The organism is Falsiroseomonas stagni DSM 19981 (genome assembly GCF_900114315.1).
GTDB lineage: Bacteria > Pseudomonadota > Alphaproteobacteria > Acetobacterales > Acetobacteraceae > Falsiroseomonas > Falsiroseomonas stagni.
Genome location: NZ_FOSQ01000005.1, coordinates 172,267 through 189,428 on the forward strand (window position 1 = coordinate 172,267; position 17,162 = coordinate 189,428).

General features: G+C 68.9%; 16 protein-coding genes. 10 read left to right on the plus strand and 6 right to left on the minus strand.

What is annotated here, in order from left to right; genetic code table 11:
- Positions 1–140: 140 nt before the first annotated feature.
- The 8 genes from BM041_RS14980 (at position 141) to BM041_RS15015 (ending at position 9,686) form a co-directional block, all read left to right on the plus strand.
- A complete protein-coding gene (locus BM041_RS14980; protein ID WP_092960683.1) occupies positions 141–1,745 on the plus strand; it encodes an ABC transporter substrate-binding protein in 1,605 nt (534 codons plus the stop codon).
- A gap of 118 nt (positions 1,746–1,863) precedes the next feature.
- Entirely contained in the window at positions 1,864–2,805 is a 942-nt protein-coding gene (locus BM041_RS14985) for an ABC transporter permease (protein WP_092960684.1), read from the plus strand.
- Entirely contained in the window at positions 2,802–3,734 is a 933-nt protein-coding gene (locus tag BM041_RS14990; RefSeq protein ID WP_092960685.1) for an ABC transporter permease, read from the plus strand. Before BM041_RS14985 ends, BM041_RS14990 begins: the two co-directional genes overlap by 4 nt.
- 5 nt (positions 3,735–3,739) lie before the next feature.
- The gene (locus BM041_RS14995) at positions 3,740–4,732 is read left to right on the plus strand and encodes an ABC transporter ATP-binding protein (protein ID WP_092960686.1); all 993 of its coding nucleotides are present in this window, start codon (positions 3,740–3,742) and stop codon (positions 4,730–4,732) included.
- The gene (locus BM041_RS15000) at positions 4,729–5,772 is read left to right on the plus strand and encodes an ABC transporter ATP-binding protein (RefSeq protein WP_092960687.1); all 1,044 of its coding nucleotides are present in this window, start codon (positions 4,729–4,731) and stop codon (positions 5,770–5,772) included. The genes BM041_RS14995 and BM041_RS15000 overlap by 4 nt, the downstream gene beginning before the upstream one ends.
- Before the next feature lie 119 nt (positions 5,773–5,891).
- Complete coding sequence (locus BM041_RS15005) at positions 5,892–6,398, plus strand: (2Fe-2S)-binding protein (protein ID WP_092960688.1); 507 nt, start codon at positions 5,892–5,894, stop codon at positions 6,396–6,398.
- A gap of 96 nt (positions 6,399–6,494) precedes the next feature.
- Positions 6,495–8,876, plus strand: coding sequence for a xanthine dehydrogenase family protein molybdopterin-binding subunit (locus BM041_RS15010; protein WP_092960689.1), 2,382 nt, complete (start codon positions 6,495–6,497; stop codon positions 8,874–8,876).
- A gap of 12 nt (positions 8,877–8,888) precedes the next feature.
- Entirely contained in the window at positions 8,889–9,686 is a 798-nt protein-coding gene (locus BM041_RS15015) for an FAD binding domain-containing protein (RefSeq protein ID WP_092960690.1), read from the plus strand.
- Between the two features lie 56 nt (positions 9,687–9,742).
- On the opposite strand, the gene BM041_RS15020 is transcribed toward BM041_RS15015, so the two are convergent.
- A complete protein-coding gene (locus tag BM041_RS15020) occupies positions 9,743–10,888 on the minus strand; it encodes a glycosyl hydrolase family 8 (protein ID WP_175533951.1) in 1,146 nt (381 codons plus the stop codon).
- A 163-nt stretch (positions 10,889–11,051) separates the two neighbouring features.
- Between BM041_RS15020 and BM041_RS15025 the strand changes: the two genes are divergently transcribed.
- Positions 11,052–11,756, plus strand: coding sequence for a hypothetical protein (locus BM041_RS15025; RefSeq protein WP_139226075.1), 705 nt, complete (start codon positions 11,052–11,054; stop codon positions 11,754–11,756).
- A gap of 41 nt (positions 11,757–11,797) precedes the next feature.
- On the opposite strand, the gene BM041_RS15030 is transcribed toward BM041_RS15025, so the two are convergent.
- From BM041_RS15030 to BM041_RS15045, 4 genes are read right to left on the minus strand one after another with little or no spacing between them, the layout of a single operon-like run.
- Positions 11,798–12,619 (minus strand): transporter substrate-binding domain-containing protein, encoded by an 822-nt coding sequence (locus BM041_RS15030; protein ID WP_092960693.1) that lies wholly within the window; start codon positions 12,617–12,619, stop codon positions 11,798–11,800.
- Between the two features lie 17 nt (positions 12,620–12,636).
- Positions 12,637–13,437 carry a transporter substrate-binding domain-containing protein gene (locus BM041_RS15035; RefSeq protein ID WP_092960694.1) on the minus strand — a complete coding sequence of 267 codons (801 nt, stop codon included), beginning with the start codon at positions 13,435–13,437 and terminating at the stop codon, positions 12,637–12,639.
- On the minus strand, positions 13,430–14,758 hold the full coding sequence (locus BM041_RS15040) for an ABC transporter substrate-binding protein (protein ID WP_092960695.1): 1,329 nt from the start codon (positions 14,756–14,758) through the stop codon (positions 13,430–13,432). The genes BM041_RS15035 and BM041_RS15040 overlap by 8 nt, the downstream gene beginning before the upstream one ends.
- Entirely contained in the window at positions 14,755–15,585 is an 831-nt protein-coding gene (locus tag BM041_RS15045; protein ID WP_092960696.1) for a substrate-binding periplasmic protein, read from the minus strand. The genes BM041_RS15040 and BM041_RS15045 overlap by 4 nt, the downstream gene beginning before the upstream one ends.
- On the opposite strand from BM041_RS15045, the gene BM041_RS30615 reads away from it, so the two are divergent.
- Positions 15,584–15,922 carry a hypothetical protein gene (locus BM041_RS30615; protein WP_175533952.1) on the plus strand — a complete coding sequence of 113 codons (339 nt, stop codon included), beginning with the start codon at positions 15,584–15,586 and terminating at the stop codon, positions 15,920–15,922. The genes BM041_RS15045 and BM041_RS30615 overlap by 2 nt on opposite strands.
- Here the strand turns inward: BM041_RS30615 and BM041_RS15050 are convergent.
- Positions 15,893–17,161: a family 1 glycosylhydrolase gene (locus BM041_RS15050; RefSeq protein ID WP_092960697.1), complete on the minus strand. Its 1,269-nt coding sequence runs from the start codon at positions 17,159–17,161 to the stop codon at positions 15,893–15,895. The genes BM041_RS30615 and BM041_RS15050 overlap by 30 nt on opposite strands.
- Position 17,162 lies beyond the last annotated feature (1 nt).

Consider the following 17,162-nt stretch of genomic DNA (forward strand, 5'->3'; position numbering starts at 1 on the left):
TGGCACGGGATGTGCTGACAGGCTTGGTCGTAACGCGTCTCCCCGCCGAGTCCCGGGCGGGGGGTGCTGGCGCGCAGCACAGGGATAAGGCAGTCTGCCCACAACAAGGGCGGCGAGCTCATAACAGGGGGTTGCTTCGAATGGATCGCAGGTCGTTCATCAAGACCGGTGTGGCGGCGGGTGCCGTCGCGGCCGGCGGGGGCTTCAGCGCCCCGGCGCTGTCCCAGGGCGCCAATGCGCGCACGCTGCGCTTCGTGCCGCAGGCCAATCTGGCCAATTTCGACCCGATCTGGGGCACGCAATACGTCGTCCGCAACGCCGCCGTGCTGGTGTGGGACACGCTCTACGGCTTCGACGACAAGCTGGAAGCGCAGCGGCAGATGGTGGAGGGGGAGACGGTCTCCTCCGACGGTCTGGTCTGGACCTTCAAGCTGCGGTCGGGCCTGCGTTTCCACGACAACACGCCGGTGCTGGCGAGCGACGTCGTCGCCTCCATCAACCGCTGGATGCCGCGCGACCCGATGGGCCAGCTGCTGCGCGCGTTGAACCAGGAACTCGTGGCGGTGGATGACACCACCTTCCGCTGGACCCTGTCCCGTCCCTTCCCGAAGATGAAGATGGCGCTGGGCAAGAACGCCACGCCGATGTGCTTCATCATGCCGGCGCGGATCGCGTCGCGCTTCGACAGCTTCACGCAGATCAACGAATTCATCGGCTCCGGCCCGATGCGCATCGTCACCAATGAATGGGTGCCGGGCGCGCGGGCGGTGTTCCAGCGCTTCGATGGCTATGTGCCGCGGAACGAGCCCGCGAGTTGGCTGGCCGGCGGCAAGCGGATGATGGTGGACCGCGTGGAATGGGTGATCATGCCCGACCCCGCGACGGCATCGGCCGCGCTGCAGAACGGCGAGATCGACTGGTGGGAGAACCCCCTCACGGACCTGGTGCCGGTGCTGCGCCGCAACCGCAACATCCGTGTGGATATCGCCGACCCGCTGGGCAATATCGGCGCCTTCCGCATGAACCACCTGCACAAGCCGTTCAACGACGTGCGCATCCGCCGCGCCGTCCTGGCCGCGATGAGCCAGGAGGACTACATGACGGCGCTGGTCGGCAACGACCGGAACCTGTGGTCCGCGCTGCCCGGCTTCTTCACGCCCAACACGCCGCTGTACTCGGAGGAGGGTGGCGACATCCTCAAGGGTCCGCGGAACATGGACATGGCCCGCCGCCTGCTGGCCGAGGCCGGGTACAACAACGAACCCGTGACGTGCCTGGTCGCGCAGGACCAGCCCATCACCAAGGCGATGGGCGACATCACGGCCGACCTGCTGAAGCGGATGGGCATGAATGTCGATTTCGTCGCGACGGATTGGGGCACGGTCGGCCAGCGCCGCGCGATGAAGAACCCCCCCGGCCAGGGCGGCTGGTCCATGTTCCACACTTGGCATGCAGGCGCGGACGCCATCAACCCCGTCGTCTACAACGCGGTGCGGGCCAATGGCGACGGCGCCTGGTTCGGCTGGCCGAACATCCCGGCGGTGGAGGCCGAGGTGCCGAACTGGCTGGCGGCGAATTCGCTGGCGGAGGAGCGGACGGTGATCGGCCGCCTGAACCGTGCGGCGATGGACAATGTGGTCTATGCGCCGACCGGCTTCTTCCTGTCCTACCAGGCGTGGCGGAGCAACGTCTCCGGCATCGTGAAGGGCCCGATTCCCTTCCCCTGGGGCGTCAGCAAGACCTGAGAGGTTGTGGATTAATGCCCGAGAGCGCGACCTGGAGGCGAGGGTCAACGACCAACTCGGGCATTGATGCTCAACCTCGATTTTTTCACAGGGCCTGATCTGAAGGAAGCCTGCCCGGATGTTCGCTTACATAGTCCGCCGCGTACTCGCGACGATCCCCGTCATGGCGATCGTGGCGCTGTTCGTCTTCTCCCTGCTTTATATCGCCCCGGGCGATCCGGCCGCGGTGATCGCGGGGGATCAGGCGACGCCGGCGGATGTGGAGCGCATCCGGGCGAGCCTCGGCCTCGACCGCCCCTATCTGGTGCGGTTCGGGGCCTGGCTCTGGGACATCCTGCGGGGTGATCTCGGGACCTCGATCTTCACCAACCTGCCGGTCGCGACGATGATCCGGCAGCGGATCGAACCCACGCTCTCGCTGATGATCGTCACGCTCATCCTCGCCGTGTCCATCGCCGTGCCGATGGGCGTCGTGGCGGCGTGGCGGCAGGGCACCTGGATCGACCGCGCGGTGATGGGCTTCGCGGTGCTGGGCTTTTCCGTGCCCGTCTTCGTGGTGGGCTATGTGCTGGCCTACATCTTCGCCCTGGAGCTCGATTGGCTGCCGGTGCAGGGCTACACGCCCTTCAGCCGCGGCTTCTTCCCCTGGATGGAGAATCTGATCCTGCCCGCGGTGGCGCTGGGTTCGGTGTACATCGCGCTGATCGCGCGCATCACGCGGGCCACCATGCTGGAAGTGCTGCAGCAGGACTACATCCGTACCGCCAAGGCGAAGGGCGTGGGGCAGCGCTCCATCCTGTTCGTGCATGCGCTGAAGAACGCGGCGGTGCCGATCGTCACCGTCATCGGCATCGGCATGGCGCTGCTGATCGGCGGCGCGGTGGTGACGGAAAGCGTCTTCGCCATTCCGGGCCTCGGCCGCCTGACGGTCGATGCCATCCTGCGGCGCGACTACCCCGTCATCCAGGGCGTCGTGCTGCTGTTCTCCTTCATCTACGTGCTGGTCAATCTCGCGATCGACCTGGCCTATACCCTGTTCGACCCGAGGATCCGGTATTGAGCACCGCGACCATGGATGGCGGCCGCCCCGCCACGATTCCGCCCGGCATCAATGTCGCCCCGGAGATGGGCGACATCATGCCGCCGGTGAAGGCCAAGAAGGGCTTCATCGGCTTCCTGCGCCGGAACCCCACCATCGCCATCGGCGGCACGCTGGTGCTGCTGATGGTCTGCGTCGCGATCTTCGCGCCCTTCCTGGCGCATCGGGACCCGACATCGCTGGCCCCGGCGCTGCGCACGCGTGAACCCTCCGCGCAGTTCTGGTTCGGCACGGACATGCTGGGCCGCGACGTCTATTCGCGCGTGCTGCACGGCGCGCGGGTGTCGCTGACGGTCGGCTTTTCCGTAGCTTTCTTCGCGTCGCTCATCGGGCTGACGATCGGGCTGATCTCCGGCTTCATCCGGCTGGCGGACAGCATCATCATGCGGTTCATGGATGGCATGATGTCCATCCCGCCGATCCTGCTGGCGATCGCGCTGATGGCGCTGACGCGCGGCAGCGTGGGCAATGTGGTGCTGGCCATCACCATCGCGGAAATCCCGCGCGTGTCGCGCCTGGTGCGCGGCGTGGTGCTGTCGCTGCGTGAGCAGCCCTATGTTGATGCCGCAGTGGCGTCCGGCACGCGGACGCCGATGATCATCCTGCGCCACATCCTGCCGAACACGCTGGCGCCGCTGACGGTGCAGGCGACCTATATCTGCGCCAGCGCCATGATCACCGAAGCCATCCTGAGCTTCATCGGCGCCGGCACGCCGCCCATCATTCCGTCCTGGGGCAACATCATGGCCGAGGGCCGGGCGCTGTGGCAGGTGAAGCCCTACATCGTCTTCTTCCCGGCGGTGTTCCTCTCCATCACCGTGCTCGCCGTGAACCTGCTGGGTGACGGCCTGCGTGACGCGCTCGACCCGCGCATGGCGAAGAGGCTGTAAGCGACATGGCGCTTCTCGAAGTCGAAAACCTGCAGACGCATTTCCGCACGCCGGATGGCATCAATCGTGCGGTGGATGGCGTGAACTTCCACGTCAATGCCGGTGAGACGGTCGCCATCGTCGGTGAATCCGGCTGCGGCAAGTCCGTCACCGCCATGTCCATCCTGCGGCTGATCCCGGAGCCGCCCGGCAAGATCGCCGGCGCCATCCGCTTCAACGGCAAGAACCTGCTGGAAGCCTCCGACAAGGAGATGCGGGCGATCCGCGGCAACGAGATCAGCATGATCTTCCAGGAGCCGATGACCAGCCTGAACCCGGTGCTGACCGTCGGCCGCCAGATCGGGGAGACGCTGCGCCTGCACCAGGGGCTTTCCGCGCAGGAGGCCGAGGACCGGGCGGTGGAGATGCTGAACCTCGTCGGCATCCCCGAAGCGAAGCGGCGGGTGAGGGAATACCCGCACCAGCTCTCCGGCGGCATGCGCCAGCGCGTGATGATCGCCATCGCCCTGGCCTGCAACCCGAAGCTGCTGATCGCCGATGAGCCGACGACGGCGCTCGACGTGACCATCCAGGCGCAGATCCTGGAGTTGATGAAGGATTTGAAGCACCGCGTCGGCGCGGCGATCGTCCTCATCACCCATGACCTTGGCGTGGTGGCGGAAGTCGCGGAGCGCGTCATCGTCATGTATGCCGGCCGGAAGGTGGAGGAGGCGGCCGTCGGGCCGCTGTTCCGCAACCCGCGCCACCCCTACACGCAGGGGCTGCTGGGATCGATGCCGAAGCTGGGCTCGTCCCTGACCGGTGAGGAAACCAGGCTGGCGGAAATCCCGGGCCTGGTGCCGAGCCTGAAGAAGAAGATCCCGGGCTGCGTCTTCGCCTCCCGCTGCCCGAAGGTGACGGACCTCTGCACGCAATACGCGCCGGCGCTGGAGGAGAAGGCGCCAGGCCATGTCGCGGCCTGCCACTACGCGCTGCGTGAGGAGGTCGTCGCGGCATGAGCACCCCGATCCTGCAGGTCAACGACCTGAAGAAGCACTTCCCGATCAAGGCGGGGTTCCTCGGCGGGACCACGGGCTATGTCTATGCCGTGGATGGTGTCTCCTTCGACATCATGAAGGGGGAGACGCTGTCGCTGGTGGGCGAATCCGGCTGCGGCAAGTCCACCGTCGGCAAGGCGTTGTTGCGGCTTTTCCCGCTGACGGGCGGGCAGGTGATCCTGGGCGGCGACCGGATCGACGACATGCCGAACGGCACGCTGCGGCCGCTGCGGCGGAAGATGCAGGTCGTGTTCCAGGACCCCTTCAGCAGCCTGAACCCGCGCATGAGGGTGCGGGACATCCTGGCGGAGCCGATCCGGAATTTCGGGCTGGCCAAGGATTCGGCCGACCTCGAGCAGCGCCTCGAAGGGCTGATGGACAAGGTCCGGCTGCCGCGGGATGCCATCAACCGCTGGCCGCATGAATTCTCGGGCGGCCAGCGCCAGCGCATCGGTATTGCGCGTGCCTTGGCGGGTGAGCCTGATCTCATCATCTGCGACGAGGCGGTGAGCGCGCTCGACGTCTCGGTGAAGGCGCAGATCGTCAACCTGCTGCAGGATCTCCAGACCGAGCTTGGGCTGGCGATGCTGTTCATCAGCCACGACCTGGCGATCGTGGAGCACATGACGCACCGGGTGGCGGTCATGTATCTCGGCAAGATCGTGGAGGTGGCGCCGAAGCGGTCCCTGTTCGGGGCGCCGAAGCACCCCTACACGGAAGCGCTGCTCTCGGCCGTGCCGGTGCCGATGCCGGGGGCGCAGCGGGAACGCATCATCCTCAAGGGGGATGTGCCAAGCCCGATCAACCCGCCCAAGGGCTGCCGATTCCACACGCGCTGCCCCTATGCCTTCGACCGCTGCCGGACGGAGGAGCCCCAGCTTCGCCCCGTGGCCGATGCCCTGGCGGAGGGGCACATCGCCGCCTGCCACCTGCATGACCGGCCGGCGGCGGAGAACCCGCTGGCGGGGGCCAAGGGGGCGCAGCTTCTGGCGCTGGGGTAGCGCTTCACGCCATTGAGTCACCCTCGCGCCGCTTGACGTTCGGCGGGGCGAGGGCGACTCTCTGCCCCAGGGAGCGGCCCCCATCCGGGGCCGGTCAATCCAATCTGGGGAGAGGCGCGATGCCGCAGGTCAGTCTGACGGTGAACGGCACCAAGCACACGGTCGAGGTCGAGGCCCGGACGCTGCTGGTGGAATTGCTGCGGGAGAAGCTGCGGCTGACCGGCACGCATGTGGGCTGCGATACCAGCCAGTGCGGCGCCTGCGTGGTCCATATGGGCGGTGACAGCATCAAGTCCTGCACCATCCTGGCCGTGCAGTGCGAGGGTGCGGATGTCACGACCATCGAGGGCCTGGCCGCGGCCGATGGCACGCTGCACCCGATGCAGGAAGCCTTCCGCGAGTATCACGCCCTGCAATGCGGCTTCTGCACGCCTGGCATGGTCATGTCCGCCATCGACCTGGTGAACAAGCACCCGGATGGGATGAGCGAGAAGGAGATCCGCGAGGGTCTGGAGGGCAACCTCTGCCGCTGCACGGGCTACCACAACATCGTCAAGGCCATCGCGGCCGCCAGCGATGTGATGCAGGGCCGCACCGCGGAACTGACGCCGGCCGCGGCTGAGTAGTCTTCGCCGGTTGGGTGCTCCGCCGCGCCAAGGCCCCGGGAGAGGGCCGCGCGGCGGCGGGCCAGCCTGTTGCACGTCAACGGGGAGGATAGGTTCATGAATGCGGTTCAGCCCTTCGAGGGCATCGGCGCCAGCGTGCGCCGCAAGGAAGATTTCCGGTTCCTCCAGGGCAGGGGGATGTACACCGACGATATCAACCGCCCGGGCCAGACCCACGCCTTCATCCTGCGCAGCCCGCACGCCCATGCCACGATCCAGGGGATCGACACGGCGGCGGCGAAGGCGATGCCGGGGGTGCTTGCGGTCTTCACCAGCGCGGACATGACCGCTATCGGCGGCATTCCATGCGGCTGGCAGATCCACAACAAGGACGGCACGCCGATGGCGGAGCCGAAGCACCCGGTCCTCGCGGAAGGCAAGGTCCGCCATGTCGGCGACCCCGTCGCGGTAGTGGTGGCGGAGACGCGCGCCCAGGCCCGGGATGCGGCGGAAGCCATCGTGGTGGATTACGCGCCTCTGCAGGGCGTTTCCTCGACCGAGGCCGCGATCGCGCCGGGGGCGCCGGCGGTGCATGACGGCGTGGCTGGGAACCTCTGCTACGACTGGCATATCGGCGACAAGGCGACGACGGACGCCGCCTTTGCCAAGGCCGCGAAGGTGGTGAAGTTCTCCACCACCAACAACCGCCTGGTGCCGAATGCGATGGAGCCCCGCGCGGCCATCGGCGAATTCGATGCCATGAGCGGCGACTACACGCTCTACACCACCAGCCAGAACCCGCATGTGATCCGGCTGCTGATGGGCGCCTTCGTGCTGTCCATCCCGGAGAGCAAGCTGCGCGTGGTGGCGCCGGATGTGGGGGGCGGCTTCGGCAGCAAGATCTACCACTATGCCGAGGAAGCGATCGTCACCTGGGCGTCTGCCAAGGTGAAGCGGCCGATCAAGTGGACGGCGGATCGCACCGAGAGCTTCATGTCCGACGCCCATGGGCGCGACCACGTCTCCACCGCGGAACTGGCGCTGGATACTGACGGAAAAATCCTCGGGCTGAAGGTGCATACGCTGGCGAATATGGGGGCCTATCTCTCCACCTTCGCGCCCTGCGTGCCGACCTATCTCTACGCCACGCTGCTGTCGGGCGTGTACGCCACGCCGGTGATCTATGCGGAGGTGAAGGCCGTCTTCACCAACACCGTGCCGGTCGATGCCTATCGCGGCGCGGGGCGGCCGGAGGCGACCTATTTGCTGGAACGCCTCATGGATGTGGCGGCGCGCGAGATCGGGATGGACCGGGTGGAGTTCCGCAAGAAGAACTTCATCCCGACGGCGGCCTTCCCCTACCAGACGCCGGTCGCGCTGCAATACGACAGCGGAGACTACTTCTCGACCCTCGCCGGCGCGCTCGAAACCTCGGGCTGGGCGACGTTCGAGGAGCGGCGCTCCGAGGCCAAGGCGCGGGGCAAGCTGCGGGGCATCGGCATCTCCACCTATGTGGAGGCCTGCGGCATCGCGCCCTCCGCCGTGGTGGGCAGCCTGGGCGCGCGGGCGGGGCTGTATGAGGTGGGTACCATCCGCGTCCACCCCACGGGCAGCGTGACGGTGCTGACGGGCACGCACAGCCACGGCCAGGGGCATGAGACGACGCTGGCGCAGCTGGTGGCGGACAAGCTCGGCGTGCCGATGGCGAATATCGACATCGTGCATGGCGACACCGCCAAGGTGCCCTTCGGCATGGGAACCTATGGCAGCCGGTCGCTGGCCGTCGGCGGCTCCGCCATGGACAAGGCCATGGACAAGATCATCGCCAAGGGCAAGCGCATCGCGGCCCACCTGATGGAAGCCAGCGTCGACGACGTGGAGTTCGAGCGCGGGACCTTCCGGGTGGCGGGCACGGACAAGACCAAGTCCCTGACCGACATCAGCCTGGCGGCCTATGTGCCCCACAACTACCCGATCGATGAGATCGAGCCGGGGCTGGACGAGACCGCCTTCTACGACCCGAAGAACTTCACCTATCCCGGCGGCTGCCATATCTGCGAGGTGGAGATTGACCCGGATACAGGGAAGGTCTCCGTCATGGGCTTCACGGCGGTGGACGATGTGGGGCGCGTGATCAACCCGATGATCGTGGAGGGCCAGGTGCAGGGCGGCGTCGCCCAGGGCATCGGCCAGGCGCTGCTGGAGGCCGCGATCTACGACGCGGATGGCCAGCTGATCAGCGGGTCCATGATGGACTACACCATGCCGCGCGCCGACGACCTGGCGCCGGTTTCGGTCGCCACGCATACCACGCTCTGCACCCATAACCCGCTGGGGGTGAAGGGCTGCGGGGAGGTGGGGGCCATCGGGTCGCCGCCGGCGGTGATGAATGCCGTGGTTGACGCGCTGCGAGATTTCGGCGTGAACCATGTTGAGATGCCGGCGACGCCGGCGAAGATCTGGAACATCATCAACGGCCACCGCATGGCGGCCGAGTGAGGGACGAGAGCCATGTATGATTTCGAGTACCACAAGCCGTCCTCCGTCGCCGATGCGGTCAAGATCCTGGCGGCGGACCCGGATGCGCGCGCGATCTCCGGCGGCATGACGCTGCTGCCGGCGCTGAAGCTGCGGCTGAACAAGCCGACCTCCGTGGTGGACCTGTCGGGCATCGCGGACCTCCGCGGCGTGAAGCGGGAAGGCGGCAAGCTGGTCGTCGGTGCGCTGACCAGGCACTACGAGGTCGCGACCTCCGCCGAGGTGAAGGCGTCGATCCCGGCACTGGCGGCGATGGCGGCCAGCATCGGCGATACGCAGGTGCGCAATCGCGGGACCATGGGCGGTTCGGTCGCGAACAACGACCCCTCGGCCGATTATCCGGCGGCGCTCCTGGCGCTTGGCGCGACGATCCAGACGGACCGCCGCACGATCAGCGCGGATGATTTCTTTCAGGGCATGTTCGCGACGGCGCTGGAGGCCGGGGAGCTGGTGACGGCGATCCACATCCCGGTGCCGGAGAAGGCGGGCTACGCCAAGATGAAGAACCCGGCCAGCCGCTACTCCATGGCCGGCGTCTTCGTCGCCAAGGGCCCGGCCGGCGTGCGCGTGGCGGTGAACGGCGCCGGCAACAACGGCGTGTTCCGCGAAGCGGCGATGGAGGCCGCGCTGTCGGCCAACTGGTCCGCCGATGCGGTGGCTGGCATCAAGGTCGATCCGTCCGGCATGAATGGCGACATCCATGGCAGCGCCGAATACCGCGCGCATCTGGTGACGGTGATGGCGAAGCGCGCGGTCGTCGACGCGGGCTGAGCCTTCCGGCCTTTTCGGACAGGGGGCGTGCCGCAGGGCGCGCCCCTTTTTCGTGCCTACCGCATGGCCGGAGTCAGTTGCAGGTCCCGCCAGGCCATGCGGGACAGCAGGGTCAGCGCCGCGGCATAGTAGTCGGGCGCCGCTCCGATCCGGGGCATGGCGCCGGCATCGCCCCGGGCCAGGACCGCGGCGATGGAAAGCCTGGCCACGGCGACGATTCCGGAATGCGCGGGATAGGGCGCCGGATGGCCGGAACGCAGGTCGGTCCAGGCCGGCATCGCCCGGTGGTCCGGATCGGCCCAGAATCCGATGGCTGCGTGGACGCTGGGGTGGTCGGTCTGCCCGGCCCAGACGACATTCAGCGGGATGCGCACGGCGTCGAAGGAGAAGCGGGCTGGCCAGCCCTCCGCCGGGAGGATGTCGCCATTCGGGCGCAGTTCGAGCCAGTCCGGCGGCAGGCCATTGCGGCCGAAACGGGCCTGGGCCAGCAGGGCCAGCCCATCGGTTTCGATCCGGCCCCAGACGGGGTCCCCCACTTCCCGGCCGAGCGCACGCAGGGCGGGGAAGGCGCAATAGGACAGGTTGAGCACGGTGCGCGCCCGGCCCTGGAAGCCATAGGCGCCGGGCAGCAGCACCCAGCGCCCCTGGACCTGGACAGCGCAGGACCGCAGCAGGTCCCGAGCGATGGCGATGGCACGGCGGCGATACTCGGCACTGCCCCACCGAGCGCTGGCTTCCAGCAGCGCCCAGGCGATGAAAAGGTCGCCATCGCTGGCATTGTTCGGATCGGTGACGTTGGGCTGCTGGTCCGGCTGGTAGCGCCAGGAGAACAGGTTGTCCTCCTGCCGCTTCAAATTCGCCAGCGTCCAGCCGAGCATCCGGCCGAAGCTGCCCTGGTCATCCGCCTTGACGGCAGCGAGCATGGCATATCCCTGGCCTTCGGAATGGGAGACGTTGCGATTGCCGGTGTCGACGACGCGGCCTTCGGGCAGCAGGTAGCGCCGGCGGAACTCGGCCCAGTCATCCTGCGCCGTGCCGATGCCAATCGGTTCCGTGGCCGGCTGGGCACGGGCGGCGGGCGGGCGCTGGGCGCGGCTTCGCGTGGCTGCCAGCGCCAGCGTGGCGGTTGCGGCCCCGAGCAGCAGGCCACGCCGTCCTGTCAGGACGTCAGGCTGGAGCCGACCGCCCCCGGTGGGCCACATCGGGGCCGGGGGCGGTTTTTTCCGCATCATCGCGGGGGCACCGTGATGGATTTCAGCCCCCGGGGAAAGCCGACTTCGTTGCCGATCTCTTGCTGTGTCTCAATTCGTCGCTGGACGATTCGTGAGAAGCTGCGCGAGATGATGGCCAGCGTGGAGTAGCAGGATGCCTCGCCTTGCCTGGCTGGTCGCTGTGTTGATGCTGGGCGCGCAAGCGCCCGCCGCCCGCGCGCAGGACCGGACGGCCACGCCGCCGGTCGATGCTGCCCCCGTGGATGGCTTCCCCGCGCTGCGGGTGTTGTCTGTCGCGCGGCAGGTGGAACTCGACATGTCGGCCGCGGAGGCGATCGAGGTGCTGCTGGATGGCGGCCTCGTCATCGACCAGCAGCGGGACCTGCCGCCGGATGGTCTCAGCCGCCTGATCCTCGCTGTACCTGATGACGATGACTGCATGCCTCGCGGCGCGCAGCTGGTCTGTCCCTCCGTTCGCGTATTCCTCATCAACGACCCGCAGCGCGGTCACCGGGTGACGCGGGTGGAAGCCTATCAGCGCGTGGATACGCGGCTGACCGTGGCGCAGGTCTTCGAACAGGCGGCGACGGCGATGGGCCCGGCCCTGCAGACGGAGATGTGGCCGGAGCAGGTGCGGGGCGGTTCCGTTGTGGTCTGGCGTCAGCGGTGGCGGGAGGATCTGGCGGATGGTCCCTCCACCGAGGTGATCGCGACCCAGCAACCGCCGGACCGGCCGGTCTTCGGCATGGCGGATCCCAACGCCCGGGCGACCGGCGTCGGGGTGGTCATCGCCAATGTCGATGCGGAGGGGGCCTTCTCCTCGGTCCGGCGCCGCCTGGGCATCCGCCCGCAGCGTTGACCGGGCGGCTCCGCCCATCCGGCGGGTCTGCTCGCCCCTCGCTACCGGAACACCGGCCCTACATCGGGCGTGCCGCGGAGGTAGCGTTCGTGGATCTCCGCGAGCGTCCCATCGGCGCCGCGCAGATACAGGAAGGTGTTGACGAAGCGCAGGAGGTCAGGCTCGCCGAGCCGCATGGCAAGCGCGTGATGCGCGTGGCTCACCGTGAAGCGCGGCTCGATATCGAGTTCAGGGCGGGACAGGGACAGATCCCGCAGCAGCCAGCCATAGCTGACCGCCGCATCCGCCCGCCCATGGGCGGTCGCGTCGATGCAGGCGACCAGGCCAGGCAGCAGCAATTGCGTCGTGTCCGGCGGCAGCATGGTGCGCGCTTCCTCCGCCGCGAAGGTGTTGTCCGGCAGCGCCACCCGCAACCCCGCGAGATCGGCCAGCGACCGCACGGGGCTGGCCCGGCGGGTGGCGACGGCGACGGAGAGTTCGCCATGCGGGGAGGCGAAGGCGACATGGCGTCTGGTGGCCGGCACCACCGGCACCAGCGCGGCCAGGATGTCCACGCGGTCCTCTTGAAGGGCCGGGATCCGGTCGCGCACCTCCAGCCGCTGGAGGCGGAGCCGGACGCCGAGGTCCCGGGCCAGCAGCCTGGCCAGCGCCACTTCCGCCCCGTCCGGCGTGCCGTCATGGTCGTAGCTGCCCCAGGGCGGGGCCTCCAGCCAGACGCCGATCCGGACGATGCCGGAGCGGAGGATGCGACCGAGCGCGCCGGTGGCGGCCCCGGGGGCTTCGCCGGCGGCCCGGGCATGGGGGGCCGCGAACAACCCGGCGGCAAGCGCGGGCAGCAGGCGGCGGGGAAGGGCGCGGGGCATGGGGCCGGGGGAGGTCATCAGAAGAAGGGCGGGCGGGGAAGCGGGCGGTCATAGGCGCCCTGGTGCAGCGATTGCAGCGTGCCTTCCTGGCGCGCGATGTAGAGCATCGTGTTCACGGCCTGCAGCAGGTCATGGTCCCCGAAGCGGCAGGCCGGCGCGAGCCAGAGGGTGCCGAGCGTCAGCTTCACCTCCAGCGCCGGGTACAGCGCCGCGATGCGACTGGCGATGGGGGAGGTGACGATGGCGGCCTCCACCTGCCGGTCCGCCAGCGCGGCGGCCAGGGCGGGCAGGTCCGGCAGCGCGATGACGTCCATCTGGCTCGCCGGCACGCGGGACGGCAGCAGCAGCAGGGGGTATCCAGCCTGCGCCGCCACGCGCCGGCCGCGCAGCGCGGCGATGGAGGGCAGGGGCAGGGGGCGCGGGGCCACCACCACCAGTTCCAGCGCGGCATAGGGATCGGCGTAGAGGACCTCGCGTGCCACCTCGATGGTCAGGGGGGGCGCGTTCAGCAGCAGGTCGAACCGGCCGGCGCGCAGCTCCGCCACCGCGGTCGCGGTCGTGGTCCGTACCAGCTCCAGCGGCACGTCCAGGCCATCGGCGATGAGGGCGCCGACCTCCACCGCCATGCCGGCGGGGCCGTTGGTGGAATCATCCCAGGCCGTCGCGGTGCCTTCCAGGTCGATGCCGGCGCGCAGCCGTTGCAGCGCCGGGATGCGGATCGGCGCCGGGAAAGGTTGCGCCCGCGCCGTCCGGCCCAGGATGGCCGGCGGCGTCGCCGCGAGGAGGGCCAGCAGGGCGCGGCGGCAGGGGTCAGCCATGGCTGGCCTTCAAGGCGGCCCAGGCGGTGGCCATGCGGGGCAGCGCATCCTCCGGCGCCTCCGCGCCCGACAGCATGGCCATGATCCGCGGGGTGGCGCTCCTCATCCAGTCGCTGAGCCAGGGGGCCAGCAGGTCCTTGGGGCGGGAGAGCACGGCCTGGCGGCGGAGGATGGCGCTGTCGCCGGACCAGCGCGCCTGTGCCGCCTCCACCGCCGGATCCTCCAGCAGCGGGAGGGCGCAGAAGGGAAGGCCGCCCTCCAGCAGCAGTGATTTCTGCATGGGGTAGCGGTCGCCGGGGCCGTGGCCAGCCAGGAAGGCCAGCGCCGCCTCGACGCCCGCGCGGCGGGGGGGCGCGGCCATGGCGGTGGGCGTGGCGGCGAAGAAGCGGACCCAGCTGCAGCTCTCCTGCGTGCCGCGCGGGCCGCCGCGCGGCATCATCGCCACTCGGATGGCGCCGGCGACGGCGGATTGCGCCGGGTCGTTGAGGCTGCGCAGCCGGTAGCTGGGCGCCAGGCAGAAGGCGGCCTCGCCATCGGCCATGGCTTCGAGGATATCGGGTTCGGCAAGCTGCGGCGCCGTGGGCGGCAGGATGCCGTCCCGATGGATCGCATCCCGCAGGAACCGCATGGCCCGCACCGCGCCCCGGTCCGGATCCTGCATCACCGGATCGAAATCCGCATCCACATGCGTGCCGCCGAAGGCATAGACGAGGGCGGTGAGGATCTCCATCAGCCAGGGATCGGCGGTGAGCGGCAGGGCGAGGGCGTGGCGCACCAGGCCGCGGCGCTGCAGGAATAGCGACTGCTCGACCACCTCCTCCCAGCTCTCCGGCGGGGCGGCGATGCCGGCGCGGTTCAGGATGGCGCGGTTGCACAGGAAGACGATGCTGTCGGTGTAGTAGGGCACGCCGTAGCGACGGCCGCGCCAGGTCATGCCCTGGTTGCAGGCGGGGCGCGTCTCCGCCGCGATGGCGTCCGCGCCTGGCAGGTCATCCAGCGGCGCCAGCCAGCCGCGATGGGCGAATTCCGGCAGCCACAGGTCGGACATGGCGCAGACATCGATCTCTGCTTCCCCCATGAGGCGCGCGGCGAGCGCGTCCCGATAGGCAGCCCAGGGCAGGTGCAGCAGCCGGAGACGGCGTTGGCTCGCCCGTTCGAAGGCGGGGATCTCCGGCCGCAACAGGGGCTCGACCGCCGACCAGGCGAAGAGGGTGACGGGCCTTCCGGACCCAGGCTGGGTCTGGGCGCGCGGCGTGGCGGGGGCCAGCAGCGTGGCGAGGGCCAGGGGGGCAAGGGCGCGCCGCGTGGGACGCAGGGTCATAGCGGGGCGAGCGGTGGCAGGGCGAGGCCGGTTTCCCGGCGGAACAGCGCGGCCAGCGTGCCTTCATGCAGCATCTCCGCCAGGCAGGCATTGACCGCGCGCAGCAGGTCATGGTCGCCGAAGCGGACCGCGGCCGCATAGGTGAAGGGGCGGAGCGCGAAGCGGGCACCGAGGCCCGATCCCGGGTTGCGGGCCACCAGCGCGCGGGCCTGGGGCGCCGGCAGGAGGGCGGCCTCCACATGCCGCGCCAGCAAGGCTTCCTCCATGGCCGGAAGGTCGGGGAGAAGGCTGACCAGCGCATGGGCGGGCAGCCAGGCATCCTGGCCGAAGGCGTCGGCGCTGGCCTCCAGCACGCCGACCCTGAGGCCCGCCAGGGCTTCCGGCCCGCGCAGGCGGCCGGGCAGGGCGGAGAGGATCACCGCGTCGAGGATGGCATGAGGGTGGGACAGCATGACGCTCCTCGCGGTGCGGCGGGTCAGTGGCGTGGGTAGCGCGATGTCGGCCTCCCCTGCCAGCAAGGCGGGAAGCAGGCCCGGACCGGCCTGGGTCATGACCTCGCAGACCAGGCCGAGTTCCTCCGCGATCCGCGTGGCGACCGCGGTGTTGAAGGGGTCGTGCAGCCGGTAGCTGGCGCCGCGCGCTTCGGCCGGCAGCGCCATGGCGGTGGTGTTGAGGACGATGAGGCGGCCGCGCGACCGCGGCCGGGCCAGGGAGCCATCGCCATCGGCCCGGGCCTGGGCCTGGGCCAGCGCCGGCTGGAACAGCGCAGGAAGGGCCAGCGGGAAAAGCGCGCGCCGACGGAGGGGGCGGAGGGATGGGCCCGGCATGGTGGTGGGCGAGGGCAAGCGCAGTGATCCGGCCTGGGTCTGGATGCCGGATGCGGCCGCTGCGGCCGCCAACCGGCGTCAGGCCGACAGTAGGGACAGCGGGACACTGCCGCAATTGATCCGTATCAAACCGGCATCGGCATTATCGCTTCCGGCACGCGATCGCGGCAGAAGGCGCCGCAGGCTGATCACCGCCGGGGTGGCTGGCGACAGGTCATTCTTTAATTTCAATCAATTCAGTGATCCCGGGCACATGGCGGTCGCCACGGGCTGTCCATCGGAGTTTGCAATCAAAGGTTGTGTATGGTCACGCGGCGAGCGGCACTTGCAGGCATAGGCTCTGCGTCGGCAGCACTTCGCGCCAGGACTCGATCAGGCGGCGATAGGCCAGGCCGACGCGGCGCGGCTTGCGGTCGAGGTCATAGAGGCCGCGGGGGTTCACATCCCCTTTCTGGATACGCAGCGCATGGGTCCAGTCGATCTGGTCGGTCAGCGAATACCAGGTGAAGCCGAGCACGGGGATGCCTTCCCGCTTCAGCCGCAGGATGCCGGACCATTGCTTCCACAGCCAATGCTCGGCCTCGTCGCCGCGCGGGCCTTCATCGAGGTTGGTTTCCGTGTGCATCACCGGCAGGCCGTAGCGGGCGTGATAGTCGCGCGTCACCGTGTCGTAGCCGAAGACCTCTCCGGCCCACCGGCCATGGCCTTCCGCGTTCAGCAGATGCTCGTTGGTCTGGTACCAGTCATTGCCCATGACGCAGTGGCGCTTCAGCGCGGGGGCTTCGCGCTGGAAGAAATGGTACTCCTCCCGCGTCATGCCGCTGTCCATCAGGAATTCGTACATCGTGCTGTCCACGCGGCGGCCGTAGTTGAGGTCGAGCGTCAGGAAGCGCTCCGCATTGCGGAAATCGGCGTGCGGGACGGCGCGGGGGCATTCCGCGTGGAAGGCCTCCGTCGATTCGGACTGGATGAAGATGGCGTCGGGGCGGTGCTTCAGGATCTCCCGCATCGCCAGGACATTGGCGCGGACGATGGTCTTGATGGCGGTGACGTAGCTGCGGTCATCCGTCTTCTGCTCGTTCCACCAGCCATAGCGGGCGGAGAAGACGGCGGTGATGAACATCTCATTCACCGGGGTGTAGAGCTGAACCCACGGGAAGCGGCGCGCGAAGGCGCCGGCATAATCCGCGAAAAGCCGGGGGAAGTCCGGGTTCTGGAAATCGCCGATCCAGTCGGGCACGCCGAAATGGCAGAGATCGACGATCGGGCGGATGCCGAGGCGCTTGAGTTCCGCGAAGCCGGCATCGGCAAAGGCCCAGTCATGCAGCCCGGGGCCGCGCAGCGTGGTGTGGAGCTGCGGGCCATAGCGCAGCGCATCGCAGCCCAGCTCCTTCACCAGGGCCAGGTCTTCCTGCCAGCGGTCGTAATGGCCGCATTCCCGCAGCTGGTCCCGGCGGATGCGCCCGCCATCGATGGTGGGGGCGCTGTTCTCGATCCCCGTGGCGAAGAGGAAGCCATGGTGCGGCGCGAGCTGCCGATTAAGGGGCGTGTCGAGGCTGATGGCGGCGTCGAGCATG

Bases quoted from the DNA above. Each gene is read 5' to 3' on its own strand.
- BM041_RS14980 (WP_092960683.1), top strand. From the start codon at position 141: ATGGATCGCAGGTCGTTCATCAAGACCGGTGTGGCGGCGGGTGCCGTC.
- BM041_RS14985 (WP_092960684.1), top strand. From the start codon at position 1,864: ATGTTCGCTTACATAGTCCGCCGCGTACTCGCGACGATCCCCGTCATG.
- BM041_RS14995 (WP_092960686.1), top strand. From the start codon at position 3,740: ATGGCGCTTCTCGAAGTCGAAAACCTGCAGACGCATTTCCGCACGCCG.
- BM041_RS15000 (WP_092960687.1), top strand. From the start codon at position 4,729: ATGAGCACCCCGATCCTGCAGGTCAACGACCTGAAGAAGCACTTCCCG.
- BM041_RS15005 (WP_092960688.1), top strand. From the start codon at position 5,892: ATGCCGCAGGTCAGTCTGACGGTGAACGGCACCAAGCACACGGTCGAG.
- BM041_RS15010 (WP_092960689.1), top strand. From the start codon at position 6,495: ATGAATGCGGTTCAGCCCTTCGAGGGCATCGGCGCCAGCGTGCGCCGC.
- BM041_RS15015 (WP_092960690.1), top strand. From the start codon at position 8,889: ATGTATGATTTCGAGTACCACAAGCCGTCCTCCGTCGCCGATGCGGTC.
- BM041_RS15020 (WP_175533951.1), bottom strand. From the start codon at position 10,888: ATGTGGCCCACCGGGGGCGGTCGGCTCCAGCCTGACGTCCTGACAGGA.
- BM041_RS15025 (WP_139226075.1), top strand. From the start codon at position 11,052: ATGCCTCGCCTTGCCTGGCTGGTCGCTGTGTTGATGCTGGGCGCGCAA.
- BM041_RS15030 (WP_092960693.1), bottom strand. From the start codon at position 12,619: ATGCCCCGCGCCCTTCCCCGCCGCCTGCTGCCCGCGCTTGCCGCCGGG.
- BM041_RS15035 (WP_092960694.1), bottom strand. From the start codon at position 13,437: ATGGCTGACCCCTGCCGCCGCGCCCTGCTGGCCCTCCTCGCGGCGACG.
- BM041_RS15040 (WP_092960695.1), bottom strand. From the start codon at position 14,758: ATGACCCTGCGTCCCACGCGGCGCGCCCTTGCCCCCCTGGCCCTCGCC.
- BM041_RS30615 (WP_175533952.1), top strand. From the start codon at position 15,584: ATGGTGGTGGGCGAGGGCAAGCGCAGTGATCCGGCCTGGGTCTGGATG.
- BM041_RS15045 (WP_092960696.1), bottom strand. From the start codon at position 15,585: ATGCCGGGCCCATCCCTCCGCCCCCTCCGTCGGCGCGCGCTTTTCCCG.
- BM041_RS15050 (WP_092960697.1), bottom strand. From the start codon at position 17,161: ATGCTCGACGCCGCCATCAGCCTCGACACGCCCCTTAATCGGCAGCTC.